The sequence below is a fragment of the Algibacter sp. R77976 genome (genome assembly GCF_044594645.1).
Lineage (GTDB): Bacteria > Bacteroidota > Bacteroidia > Flavobacteriales > Flavobacteriaceae > Algibacter_B.
This window is the reverse complement of the sequence record NZ_CP138989.1, coordinates 964,814-978,950: the sequence shown is the minus strand read 5'-3', so window position 1 is coordinate 978,950 and position 14,137 is coordinate 964,814. Positions and strand designations below refer to the sequence as shown.

Annotated in this window: 9 protein-coding genes; all 9 read right to left on the bottom strand. The window is 33.5% G+C overall.

Translation table 11 applies throughout. The features are described 5' to 3' along the window. Positions 1-91: 91 nt before the first annotated feature. Complete coding sequence (locus SJY43_RS04185) at positions 92-787, bottom strand: LysE family translocator (protein ID WP_396602589.1); 696 nt, start codon at positions 785-787, stop codon at positions 92-94. Positions 788-934: 147 nt separating this feature from the next. Continuing rightward, complete coding sequence (locus SJY43_RS04180; RefSeq protein ID WP_396602588.1) at positions 935-2,335, bottom strand: T9SS type A sorting domain-containing protein; 1,401 nt, start codon at positions 2,333-2,335, stop codon at positions 935-937. A gap of 363 nt (positions 2,336-2,698) precedes the next feature. Further along, positions 2,699-3,628, bottom strand: coding sequence for a glycosyl hydrolase family 17 protein (locus tag SJY43_RS04175; RefSeq protein ID WP_396602587.1), 930 nt, complete (start codon positions 3,626-3,628; stop codon positions 2,699-2,701). Between the two features lie 18 nt (positions 3,629-3,646). After that, positions 3,647-5,059, bottom strand: coding sequence for an MFS transporter (locus SJY43_RS04170; RefSeq protein ID WP_396602586.1), 1,413 nt, complete (start codon positions 5,057-5,059; stop codon positions 3,647-3,649). Positions 5,060-5,090: 31 nt separating this feature from the next. Further along, the gene (locus SJY43_RS04165; protein WP_396602585.1) at positions 5,091-6,581 is read right to left on the bottom strand and encodes a glycoside hydrolase family 30 beta sandwich domain-containing protein; all 1,491 of its coding nucleotides are present in this window, start codon (positions 6,579-6,581) and stop codon (positions 5,091-5,093) included. A 4-nt stretch (positions 6,582-6,585) separates the two neighbouring features. Beyond that, a complete protein-coding gene (locus tag SJY43_RS04160; protein WP_396602584.1) occupies positions 6,586-7,590 on the bottom strand; it encodes a glycoside hydrolase family 2 TIM barrel-domain containing protein in 1,005 nt (334 codons plus the stop codon). 15 nt (positions 7,591-7,605) lie between these two features. After that, positions 7,606-8,871, bottom strand: a complete 1,266-nt coding sequence (locus SJY43_RS04155) for a glycosyl hydrolase family 17 protein (RefSeq protein WP_396602583.1) — start codon at positions 8,869-8,871, stop codon at positions 7,606-7,608. 11 nt (positions 8,872-8,882) lie between these two features. Next, positions 8,883-12,341, bottom strand: coding sequence for a hypothetical protein (locus SJY43_RS04150; protein WP_396602582.1), 3,459 nt, complete (start codon positions 12,339-12,341; stop codon positions 8,883-8,885). A gap of 116 nt (positions 12,342-12,457) precedes the next feature. Next, positions 12,458-14,131 carry a family 16 glycosylhydrolase gene (locus tag SJY43_RS04145; protein ID WP_396602581.1) on the bottom strand — a complete coding sequence of 558 codons (1,674 nt, stop codon included), beginning with the start codon at positions 14,129-14,131 and terminating at the stop codon, positions 12,458-12,460. Positions 14,132-14,137 lie beyond the last annotated feature (6 nt).

Here is a 14,137-nt window from a genome sequence, read left to right as displayed (position 1 = left end):
GTTAGGGATAGTATTGGAAATCCAGTAGAACGAGGACTTGTAACCCTTCGACTGCGCTCAGGGTAAACTACTAGTCCGATTATTGTGGTACTTATTTTGGAAGCTTTTCTGTTATAGGATTTATTTTTTCTAGTTTCTCTTTAATAAGCTCTTTTTCTTTTGGAAAAAAACCTTGTACTAAGAGTAATACACCAAAACCTAAAATGACCAGCGCAATTATTTTTTTGGTTTTAAATATTAATCGAGGTGTTAATTTATTTTTTAATTTTTTTGCAACTACTATTTTAACTATATCTACTAAAAAGTATACAATTAAGATAGTTGATAAAAAAAGAATTACCCCGTCTTCAGATTCGGTTAAAGAGTTAGCAACAACAATAAAAGCAACCCATCCCAATAGTACGCCAATATTAATAAAGTTTAATAAAAAGCCTTTTAAAAATAATTTTCCGTAACCTTTTTTTATTTCAACTTTATGATATTCTCTAACAATTTCTCTAAACGATTTTGATGTTTTTACAAATGAAATTATACCATAAGCCACTAATAAAACACCTCCAAAAATTAGAAAATTTGGGTCGTCTTTAATTTTTTCTAGAAGCTTATTGGTACTAAAAAATGCTACAAAAATGAAAATCACATCCGCCAGCATAACGCCACAATCAAATATTAAAGCACTCCTGAACCCTTTTGTTGCACTTGTTTCTAAAAGCACAAAAAAAACAGGCCCGATAGTAAAAGCGAGTATTATACCAAAAGGAATGGCTGTTAAAATATCGTCGAACATAAAAAATGGAAGCTTTACACAAAGTAAAGAAATATTTTAAGACTAAGAGGTTGCTTACTTAACCGATTTGAAAAAAGGTTAAATAAAAAAAAGGAGTAAAGCTATAACAGCTCCACTCCTCTTTCAATCATACTAAACAAAATAAACTTAATTTTTAATAAGTTTTATGCTATTAATTCCTGTTGCTGTTTCTATTTGTGCAAAATATAATCCCGCTTTTAAATTAGAACCGTCAATTATAGCTTCTGCTTTATTAGGAGAAATTGATAAAACATTTTTACCTAAAACATCGTAGACTTTTATAGAAGACATATTAACGTTTTGTGTATTAACTGTCCAGCTATTTTGAGATGGATTAGGGTATATTTTATAAACTCCTAATTCATTTTCATTAACACTTAATGGGCTTCCATTAGAAAAATAAAAGTTATCTAAATACACCGGGTTGATTGCCCCTGTAGAACTTAATACAAGCTGCCCAATATCTGTTAAAATCATTGAAGGATTTGCAGCAGTAAAATCGGTTAATGGTATACTAACAGTTACCCAATCTTCTGTTACCGAAACCGCACTAACTATTTCTACTTCAATATTATCGCCACCCCAAGCACCATCTCCACGGTAGTCCACAAGTTTAATTTTTAATTCTGTTGCATCGCTTGTCCAATAATCTATATTAATATGAGTCATTGAAGACGCATCAATTGTTCCTCCTGTTGGTTCGACTCCAGAATAATTAAAGTTTTCATACTTTTTTAATGGATTACTTGCTATTGTTATATCTGTTACTACCGTTGATTGTCCCCAATTAGGATTCCAAGTTGCAGCTAAATCTGTATACGCATCACTAAAAAGAGAAATTGTCATTGCAGAAGCAATGGTTGGAGCTGTTGGAGCATCTGAAGGTTCAGGAATAACGCAAGCGGCACAAGAAGTACCTCCACAGTCGACACCTGTTTCATCTCCGTTTTGAATACCATCAGTACATGTAGCAGCTGGTGCCATACCAAAAGAGACATCATCAATATAAATAATATGGTCAGCTGTTCTATCTGAACGGTCTGGAAAAAAGATAATTTGATCTGGGTCGCCACCAGCACCACCAATCCAACCAGACATATCGAAAGATACCTCAACCCAAGTATCAGCAGCAGAAACTGTTGCAAATGTTTCGCCTATAGCCCATCCAGTACTAGTTGCAAACTTAAGTGCTACTTGAGATGCAAATCCTACTTGATAAACTTTCATGGTAATATAAGAGTTTGCAGTTGAAGGTGTCCATGTTCCAATATCTGAACCATGCATAGACTCACAGCCAGCCCAGTTCATTCCAGCATCTAAAGCTGTAAATTTCATAACAGTTGCAGAAGTATTAATACCTCCAGATACCGGATTTGCAATAATTTCAACAGCAGGGTTGGAGTCATTTTCAAAAACGGTCCATGTCCATGAGGCTCCATTCCCTCCAGATTCAAAATCTATTGGTGCATTTTGGGAATACCCAAGAAATACAGATAATAAAGTAAACAAAAAAGTAATTTTTTTCATAATAAATAGTTTAATTATTAATATTAGTTTTAGTTGTTTATAAATATAGGTCTTGTTTAATGCTAAATACTCAAAGAACACCACTACAAAAAACATACATCTTAAAAAAAGTGTTATAACTCTATTAATATCGTAATACGTCGGTTTTATTTACTTATAATCGGCTTTTTAACGCTTCAAAATCTACTGCATTTAAGCTTTGTTGTGGTAATGTTGTGGTAATTAAAACAACCGTAATGTCTATACTATTACAATAAGTAACACCAATAAGCACTAGAAGCTCTATTTTAAATATTTATAAAAAAAATCCTGCTTAAATAGCAGGATATAAAAGAGTTAGATGATACTAATAAATATAATTTTCTAGCTTTTAATGGCTACTTTTAATTTCTTTAATGATAATGGCTTCGTATAAAATTTTGGCTTTTCATTTTTATCCCATAAGCCCCAATAAGCACCTACATCTCCTTCGGTACCCACTTTCCAAGACTCATCAAAAGAAGAGAAATAAAACACATCAATATCATCTTCATCAGCCCACTCTTGAGTATTAATAAAATATTTCATGGCATTTTCATGAGATGGAAGTGCACCAAGTAGACCCAGGCCTTGACTAGGCCAACCAGTTTCGGTTATAATAACCTTCTTACCTTTTCCCGCTTTAACAGCTCTGTTAAACATATCTTTCATGTAAATTAAAGAATACTCTAAACTACAACCTTCCCAGTACGGGTAACAATTAGCCAAAATAACATCGCAAGCTTCAGTAATGTCAGGGCGTTTAGCAAATTCATAATAAGCATCTACATAACCCATTGGTGTATTTGGTATTGCTTTTTTTACTTGGTGCATATAGTTTAAAAGCTCTTTTTCTGAAAGATCCCCTCTATACATAACCTCATTACCAACAGCCGCAATATCTACATAACCCTCTTTAGCAAGTTTTATTAAGCCTTCAACTTCTCTTTTATTTATTTCGACATCATCACCTAACCAGGCTCCTACTAGTGTTTTAATACCATATTCTTTGGCTATAACAGGAATCATTTCATTTCCATCAGTACAAGAAAAAGTTCGAATCCATTTAGTATACGGTTTTAGGATTTGCATGCGTCTTCTAATCTGTTTTTCGGTAATTTGGTCTCCAGCCTCTTGACCTTCTTCATAGGCACTAAAACAAATGCCGTGCATACCAGATTTTAAAACTCTATTAAATGTATTTTGTAGTCCTTTAGTAGTTTTATCTTGTAAACCACCAGAAAGCGACATTAGGTTTTCTTTTTTGAAAGACATAGCGTTATTTTTAATAGATTATTCCTTGTTTTTGCGTAATTCTAATTGCTTTCGAATTTCATTTGATTTCTCCTCTGTTAGATCATATTTACGCATTACTAAAATCGCTATTAAAGTTCCTAGAATTGGTAATCCTGAAAAGAAAAATCGTAATCCAACAATGGCGCTTTCTGTTTGAGAATCGGCAGTAGCATCAAACCCAATCATAGACAAAATAAGACCACTTAATAATCCTGCAATGGCAAAGCCAAACTTTACCATCCACCAATAAATTGCTCCAAAAATACCTTCTCTACGCAAACCTGTATTTAATTCATCCAGATCAATAACGTCTGCTGTCATAGACATCATAAGCATAAATAAACTTCCAATACCAAAGGAGAAAAAAGGGAGCGCAAAAATAAACATATAGGGCTTACCTGGGATAAATAGAAACCACAGCAAAACATACCCAAATATGGAAATACTTTGAGACACTAAAAATGCTTTTTTCTTCCCCATAGCTTTAGACATTCTAGCTACAATAGGAATAACAATAAAAGTAGTTGCCAAAGCTCCTAAGCTACCAAAGAGGGTAGGCCATATTCCTGCTGAACCAGCATCGCCACTAAACAGATAATAAACAATAATGAAAAAAGTAAAAGCCGCAACCGTATTAAAAGCGTTGAATACAAAAAAGGTAGCTATGCATAATTTTCTGAATGGTTTATTTTTAAAAGCTTCTATAAACCCACGAATAATATCAACAAAACTATTTCCAATATTTTTTACATTGAGAGGTTTATAGCTTTCGTTTACTGTAGACTTGCTTTTAATAAAAATTGCAGGAACCATAGCAAAGATCATACAAATTACACCTACCCAAACAGCTATAGTTCTTGTAGCCACATCGGCAGATTCAAACCATCCTTGATCGTACATAATAACCCAAAACCATGGTGCAATTACCCATGCCCATTGGCCTATCCATTGTGCAACAGCCATAATATTTGTACGTTCGTGAAAATCGTCACTCATTTCGTAACCCATAGCAACGTAAGGCACACTAAATATTGTTAGCCCTAAATAAAACACGAAAGACCATATCATGAAATAAGTAAAATTATAATCTAAACCATTTTCTCTATGTAGTTGCCATAAAATAGAAAACGAAATACCCATTATTATAGCTCCTAATAATACATATTGCCTACGTCTACCCCATTTAGATTTGGTGTTATCTGAAATGAATCCCATTATAGGGTCTGTAATGGAATCAAAAATTCTAGGCATAAAAAAAATAACTCCCCACATCCACCCTGGAAACCCTAAATCTTGTACCAAAACAACCATAAATATCCCCATAGCAGCTGGAAACATTTGGTTAGCAAGCATACCTAAACCGAAAGCTATTTTTTGCCCCATTGGAACTTTAGTGCTGTTAGAAGACATAGTTTTAGTTATTAGTTAGTATTCATTATTATTATTCCGTTATTACTAACGTTTGTAGCGCTTGTGCATCAATAGAAAATGTAACCGTTTTTTCATTAAGCGTTAAACTTACAGACTTTGGCGTTTCAAATTCATTAAAGAGTACTACAGCTATAGAACCATCTGGGTTTTTAGCAGCAGTAACCATCAATTTATCATCAGAATTAGTATGAGTAATTACCTTAGCATTTGGTCTTATGTACTTACTAAAATGTGCCATGGTATAATACAACGGTGTGAAATACACTTCATCTTTGTCTGGATCGACAATTACAGGAGCCACACACCAGTTTTCGAACCAGTTTGGTCCACCTTGCTTATCTAATACCATGTTCCAGTCTACCCAACCATCAACCCAATTATTAAGGCAACCTATTATATCTCTAGCATAACGATTTACCGGTGCATATTTTGGGTGTAAATATTTTTTTTCCGGTTCTCTCCAATCATAACCCCAATCTGTAGCTTCTTTTTTCCAATACCAAGCATCATCTTGCCATACAGGAACTTGAGAATCAATACATCCTTCAGTTTCGATTAAATACTTATTTGATGCTTTATTATGTGCATATTGTAAGGCTTCAGGGAAATAATCATAAGTACTCTCATACCAATGAATTGCTGTTCCGTGAAAATATTTAGAAGATGCTTCATCTCTATACATTTCATCGACCCATTCATTTAACCCTTCTCTATTTTGATCGTAACCTAAAATAATTTTATCACCATAACCATCAGCTTCCAATTTTGGACCTAAATGAAATTCAACAAAATCGGTCATTTCTTTAGGCGAAAAATGCATGCTTTCCCAATTGTTACCATTTCCATGAGGTTCGTTTTCTACAGTAAAACCCCAAATATCAATACCTTGTTCTTTATAGGCATCAATATATTTCGAGAAAAACAATGCCCAAGTATCGTAATATTCTGGAAGCAATTTACCTCCAACCCATTTGTTGTTATCTTTCATCCAAGGTGCAGCAGACCACGGTGACGCGAAAATATTAAACCCATCTTCAGAAACTTCTATAGCATCTTTTATCATTGGGATTAAATCATCCATGTCTTCTTCAATAGTGAAATGCTCTAAATTTTTATCGCCCACAACTGGTGTATAAGAATAATTGGTTAGAGAGAAGTCGCAAGAATTCATATGCGTTCTTGTGAGCGAATAATTAGCTCCATCTTTAGCAAAATATGCTTGTATAATGGTGTCTCTGTTCTTTTTGCTTAGTTTGTTTAATAAATACGCTGAAGACTCCGTAAATGCCCCTCCAAATCCCGAAATAGTTTGTAATGTTTGTTCTGGTTTTAAAGCAATATTAACCGTGTTTTCATGAGATTTAAACTCAGTAATTTTTGTTAATTTGTTTCCACTTTCTGAGGTTTCAAACACTTGAAAATTCATCTTTTCTTGTTTCTTATCACAACTTGATATGAGTAATGCAGTTAATAAAACTACTATATAATTCAGTTTTTTCATTTTATTAGGATTTTATCTTCGTGTATTTATTTTTTATAATATCGAATGTTTCCTTTTTGTTTCTATCTATATCAACCATACCCCAAAATTCTTCATTTGGAGAACCATCATAAGGGATTCCTGTACTATTTGGTGCCCAGCCTCCAATATCTTGTTTGTCTGGGTTTCCTGCTTTCCACCAACCATCTGTAAACGAAAACATAGTAACTCCAGAACAGATATTTTGGTTTTCAAAAATTTTATCTAAGATTTTTGAATTAGCTTGAGCCTGAGCATTTTGGTTTTCTCCTTTTTCAAAACCTGCCTTAGTTATTGTCATATAACTATCGCCTCCAGATTCTGATATATACATAGGTTTTTCACTTAAAGCTTTCCATTGCGAAAAAATGTCTTCTGGATTATCCCAACGGTATACATTCATTCCCCAAACATCAATATTAGGGCAGGAGGAAAGTGCTAAAACATCTGGCAATTCACCATGAGCAGAGGCTACAAGACGTGTTTTGTCGTTTTGGTGTATTAGGTTTGCTGCGGTATTTAATGCAGTATACCAGTTTGTAATATCGCCCTCGAACCAATCTGGATGGTAATTATATTCATTACCCAATTCCCACATTAAAATAGCTTTATGGCTTTTATACGTATTAATGTAATTAAGATAATTTCCAGAAGCTATATTGTATATATCCCTTGAATCACTATACCCAAAACCCATTATTACTTTTATGCCCGCTGCATCAATTTCATCTAAAACTGCTTTATCATCTATAGGTGCATAAACGCGTATGGTGTTTATTCCCGCTTCTTTCATTAAAGCAAGATCTTGAGTTAAAGTTATAAAATCTCTAGTATTACTACCTTTTGGAACAGGGTGATAACAAATACCTTTAATAAGATAAGGCTTGTTGTTTAAATAAATATGCCTATCTGAATCTGCAACAGGAGTTGTTGATTTATCGTTTTTACAAGACAAACAAATAACTAGAAGTATAATTAAAAATTTTGGCATATTAATATCTGATTATTAATGTGTTACTAATTGGTTTTCTCCAGGGATTAAAACATGAGACATTAGCCCTGTTTTATCGCCATTATAGGTTTTAGAAATTGGGCTTCCATTTCTTGTTAGCCCTTTAAAAATTCCAGAATCTACAGCGTCCCACAATGCATATTTTGCTTTTCCATCTATAGTAAATAAACCAAAATGATTTTCTGAACCTTGTGGGTTATTAGCATCTTTCCAGTTTTCATCAAAGGCTTCAAAATAAAAACAAGACATGTTAGCTTTATTAGTCCATTCACGCATATGCTTATAATACAATGCTTCTTTATACTCGTCTGTAGCCTTAGAACCATTGGCGCCATAAAGAGAATTAGAATGACTTGCCCAACCTGTTTCGCCAATATGAATTGGTTTATTAGCTCCAATACTTTTCATATAATTAAATACACTATCGTATTGCGAAACCGCATATGCTTTTGCTTTTAACATCACAGCATCTAATTTCTCTAAATCAGACAAATTAGCTTCATTACCTTCAAGACCCCAAAATACTGGATGATAATGTGTATCATGCATAGGGTAGGTGTGCATTGAAATATAATCTACGGCATGAATTAATTTTTCTAAATCTTCAACATGATACTCGCTATCTCCACCGCCCCATGAGGCAAAATTATCTGAACTTGTTATCCATAAATCTTTAGATAATTCACCAGAAATTTTTAAAGCTTGTAAATGGTTTACCCATTTTAAAATTACACCAGGTTGAACATAATAGCTTGCCGCCCATTTTACCATAGCCTCGTTCCCAACGGCAATAACTTTAACGATATCTGGATATTGTTTTGCTAATTTTACAGCTCTATTTATTTCGCCTTCATTATTCTCAAAATCTTCAACATCATGATTTGGTTCTCTATCTGTCCATGCATTTTCGCAATCTATCCAGACACCAAGCATAACATACATTTCGAAGTTTGAATCTTCTTGCTTTAATTCGCTAATAGCTTTTAATAAATTAGGAGCTTGTTGTAATTGCACGTTATAGGTTCGTAATATTTTTACACCCATGGCAAACAAGAGCTTCATATCTTCTTTTAATTCTTGTATTGTGGGTTGAATATCTCTTGTGTTTTTACGATATCCTCCATATGAAATTGCTAGGTATTCTGGATTTCCTAAAATATCAGCTGCGTTTAACTGCTTATCTACTTTCGGGTTTTCATTACATCCTAACGTCATCATTAATACTATTACAATTGATATATAATTATTTAGCTTAAACATTGTTTTAGCTGCTACTTGTTTATTGATACTATTATTTGGTTTACTTCTCCTTTTCTTTGGAACAAAGATTCTGAAGTTTGTAAATCAAGACTTGCACCTTCTAAATTGACATCCTCGTTATTGTTGAAAATTACCTTTATACCTGATTGGTTTGAAAGTTTATATATAACTGGTACTTTACAATAAGTAAAACAAAGTGAATTTGCATCAATGCTTAGTTCTTGGTCTTCTTTATTTACATTCGTAAAACGGAATGTTGACGGTGTCTTTAAAAACTCTTTTGTTTGTAATAATGTTGGATTGAATACAATTTTTCCGTCTTCAACAAAAACACCAAGCTCGCCAAATCTAGTAAGAACATCCTCTTTTACCTGACCAGTCATTCCTGGCTGTTGCGCGCCTTTAGTTGCTGGAGTATGCGAATAAGGATCGGTTGGAAAAGCACCATATAATTCTGGCGATTTATGAACCCCAATACCTGCATTAATTTCATAATAATGGTCTAACAATCTGCCAATAACGGCATCGTCTTCATTATTATTTATAGCTAACAAACAGTTTTCTTGAACTGCTAATGATAATTTAGACACCATGTGCCAGTAAATTGAACCTAAACCTTCGTACCCGAAGAATGTTCCCGATCGACCAGTAAATGATTTATGATCGAAAATATCTTCAAAAGTTTGAAGTAGTTTTTCTGTGTCGCTTTCTACTAAAGTTTTGTAGCTGCTATCTAAGTTATTTAATGCGTCTTTTAAACTATTTGCATTATTGAAGTTGCCATTAAAATGATAATTTCCTTTAATATCTTGTTCAATAATTTGTCTGTTACCATCGGCAACCAATTGTTTTAATAAACTTGAATGTTCTACTTTATTAGAAGGAATATTGTTCTTCTTATCAAATCGTGGTAACTCTTTATTTGGATATAGAATATAACTGTATTGATCTTCTCTAAATAGTGCACTATTTTTTAATCCATCTAACAAACTCAAAGCCTGAGTAGGAGAGAGGTAACCCGAACTTAATGCAGCTACTTGCCCTTCTAGCATTTCTGATAGGTATGAAATTGATACCTCGGCATCGTTTTCTACAGTCATTAAATTGTAAGCGTGATACATATTATCGTCTCGCTTATTAGCATCTATACTGTGTTCTAAATACGCTTTAGTAACCTCTATAAAACTAGAAATGTCTTCTAATTTTAATGTGGTTTTTATATTTGAAAACCCATCAGCATATATAATTTCTCTATACTTACTTCCTGCTTTTCCTAATCCGTCAAGAACTGTTTTTCTGTCTTTATTTGAGATTTTTCCAGTTAAAATAGAAGCGTTATTTTGAAGTGTTACTACAACGCTATTAAAGAAATCGGCTAATTCTTGAGATATTTCTACCTGGGTTGTTTCAGATTTTGAAACTAGCTTTTCAAAGAAGTCTAAAAAACGGTATAAATAATTAAGCGTAACCATAGAAACACCATTACCAACAAGAGCATTATTAGCATCATTCCATTCTGGACGCTGTGTGTTTAACCAAATACCACCTTCTGGAATAAAGTTTGACACTTTAGCTAATACTGTAGCCAATAATTTTTCGATTAAATTAACCCTGTAAATGTTAGCATTTTTATCTGTTAACAAGGCGCCATCGGCCCCTAAAATGTCTCGTTTTTCGTCTATTTTACGGTTTAAATCGTAATCGAAATCAATAGTGTCTTTTGGATTCTTTAAAGTGTCCTCATAACTTTTAATAATGTATGGCACATTAGCATACACAAAAATATTTTCTGAGAAACGTTTTTCTAATTGGTTAGGATAATAATCTTCAATAAATTCTAAGAATTTTAAAAGATATATGATTTGATGATCGCCCCAATATCCTATATAAGACCACGGGTCGTGTTCTTCAATAACTTCCCAATCAAAACCACCTTTTGTAACACGGTAAGGATTGTAACCTTCAAAAGTTGTTGCGTTTAAAAACTTATGAATCATACCCTCAATAAACTCAGGGTAGGAGTTTGCAAGTGCTTCCCAATTTTGGAAAATATCACGCCAGTTTCCTTCGTAATCTAGAATTTTAGAACCATCAACTTCATTTTGCGTGTTAATTGAGAATTTATTCCAAGGTCTACTTGGATCGCCATGTCTTCTACTAAACTTTAATGGTAAATACTCAAAACACAAGCGTTTAAAATCACTGTTATTGCTTTGTTCGGCAAAACCTTTAATATCGTTTAGAGAAAATAATTCAGGCAAAGCGTTTAAAGTGTTTTCTTTTTGATTGAAAACATCTTTGTTAGCATTGGCCATATACTTTAAAAAATCTCCTTTTTCTATTTGATAATCATCATCAAATATACCACCACGCATGATGTTAAATAACGTATTAGCAAAATGCCTTGTATTTATAAGTTGATCTTCAGTTAGTTGTAAACCATCAGCATTTCCCGCTATTTTAATAAGGTTTTCTGTTCCTAAATCGATATCCTTTTGAACTAAGTCTACAAGGTTACTCTCATTCTTTATAATTTCAGACGTTTGAATTATATCTGAAATAGACTGGTTTACATTAGCAACAAACATCCAGTTTTTTTCTGATTGTGATGCCAATTCAATATTAGAAGACATAAAGTAAGCCCCTTTTTCGGCTTTTACATCAACTTCTTCGTTAAGGGCTTCACCTCTTCTAAAGTTATCCAGTTGGGTTGAAGACAATAAATGAGTAGGATTATTAAATCCATTAGACCAAACCGTATTCGCTTTTAAAGCCTCACTAGGTTCTGCTTTATCAACAATTACAGCACTTAAAGCGTATACGCCTAAACCAGAATCTTTTTGTAACTCACTTTTTTTGTAAGCATCAACAAGGTTACTACATCTATTTTGTAAATCTGAATTAACATTATTTGGTATGATGTTTTGTAAACCATCCAAAACCTTAATATTAAGCGTAGCATCAGAATTATTTATAAGTGTTGATTTCTTAACAAACCCGAATGTATTACTTGAATTCCACTCATATCTAAAAGTTAATCCTAAGTCTAGATTGCTTTCTTCAAAAACCACTTTATTACCATAAACATTCTTGTATAGGTTTGTTTGCGTATTATAAATACCGGTTTGACGAATAGAAAATGGTTCCCAAAGGTATGTTTTTCCATTTACATGTACTTGAAAAATAGCTTTACTTCCAGTAGTATCAACTAATTCGGTAATTTTATCATCAGTATAATATGGAAACAATGCATATTCAGCATTTTTTCTTCCGGCGGTTAGGCCTCCATTGCTTGAAATAAACATCCAGTGATTAGAATCACTAACAATGCTCATAAAAAATGGACGCATTTTATCGCTATTGGAAATCTTAAAATAATTTTCACCGTTAAGTGTTATCATTTCAGACGCTATCTTTCTTGTTTCAGAAGAAAGATTATTATTGCTATTTGTGAATATAGGATTACTCATTAATTCAAATTAAGTTTAAGAAAAGACTTTAAATGTGTTATTAACTCACACTTAAAGTTAAAAAAGGCCGGTTATAAGAGTTAAACCGACCCTTTTTATAAATTACATTCTACTGATTATTCATATACTCTAACATAATCAATCTCCATAGTATCTTGCGTAAATGCAGGATCGATATCTCCACCTAAAGTACCTCCCATTGCAATATTTAAAATGAAAAAGAAGTCTTTATCATAAAAGGGTAAATCTTCACCAATACCCATAGAAACTACAGCAACATTATCTAATAAAACAGTTAGTTTTTCATCTGTCCATTCTAGACCATATAAATGGAATTCTGAAGATGCATTTTCAATTGGTAATGATTCTCCATAACTGGCATTAGCATTCGTGCCAGTATCGAACCAATGGTATGTACCAAGAGATCTGTTTTTGTCTCCACCTGTTTGTTCCATGATATCAATTTCACCACAATGTGGCCACCCAATATCTGGAAAATTAGCTCCTAACATCCATATAGCGGGCCATGTACCTTGAGCTCCTGGAAGCTTAGCGCTTACCTCAACACGACCATATTTAAACTCGTATAAACCAATTGATTTTAGTCTTGCAGACGTATAACTAGAACCATCTTTTATAGCCGTAATTTTAAGCATTCCGTCTTCAACAATAACATTACTTGCATCGTTAGTATATGTTTGTACTTCTTGGTTTCCCCAACCGCCAGCACCTAAATCATAGGTCCAGTTTGCGGCATCTGGTGCGCCAGGAGTATCAAACTCATCTGACCAAGCCAATGTATTATACTCTGACTCAAATACTGCTTCACCTTGAGTAGGCTTAGTTGATGTAAACAATTGATACCATACATTAACATTACCAGCTTCAACATATCTTACATAAAGTTCATCATCAGTTACAGATATAATATCATAAGAACTAGCACCTGCATACCATCCCATAAATCCGCCATCAGAAATTTCAAAACTTGTACCTCTATATGGTGCATCATTATAAGAACCTTCTAAAGCCGCTTTTGATGACGATGGTAAAAACGATACATTTTTAACACCAAACATAGTAGTTGCTACAGATTCATCATGACAAGTATCTCCATCTACACCAATAACACCAGCATAAGTTCCTGGTATAAAAGCAGGACCAACAGTTTGCTCGAAAGTAAGACCTTCTTCCAGCCTTGTAAATACAAACTCATTAGTATACATACATGATTTTTCTTCATCCCATGGGCCAATACTATTCCACCATGCTGGCCAAGCAAATTCACCACTACCGTAGTCGTCTTCATAAGGACCTAACCCTACATGAGTAGCAACATTAGCCGCCCAATACCAAGTTTTATTACCCCCTATTGTGCTTCCCGCCATCATATCAACAGCTTCAAGGTCAGAGAAAGAACTAAATACCTCTACATTCATCGATGTACTTGACATAACCCCTCCAGTTCCCACAGCATTAACAACAACTGTAAAAGTATTTACTCCAGTAACTGTGAATCTATGTTGTATTTCACCTGAAGGTTCTACATCTTCATTACCATCACCAAAATCAAATTGGTACGTTATTTCATTATCAGCAGTAGCTGTAAAATTTACAAATCCACTACCATCACCATAAGGATTATCAGCATCAACACCAACAATTTCTGCTGCTATGGTTACATTGGTTGGAGTAATAATGTCACCAACTACTGCATCATCTTCTTGACAACTAGTACTTAATAAAACTAGGGTCAAAAATAATCCGATATAATATTTTATATTTTTCATAATTTA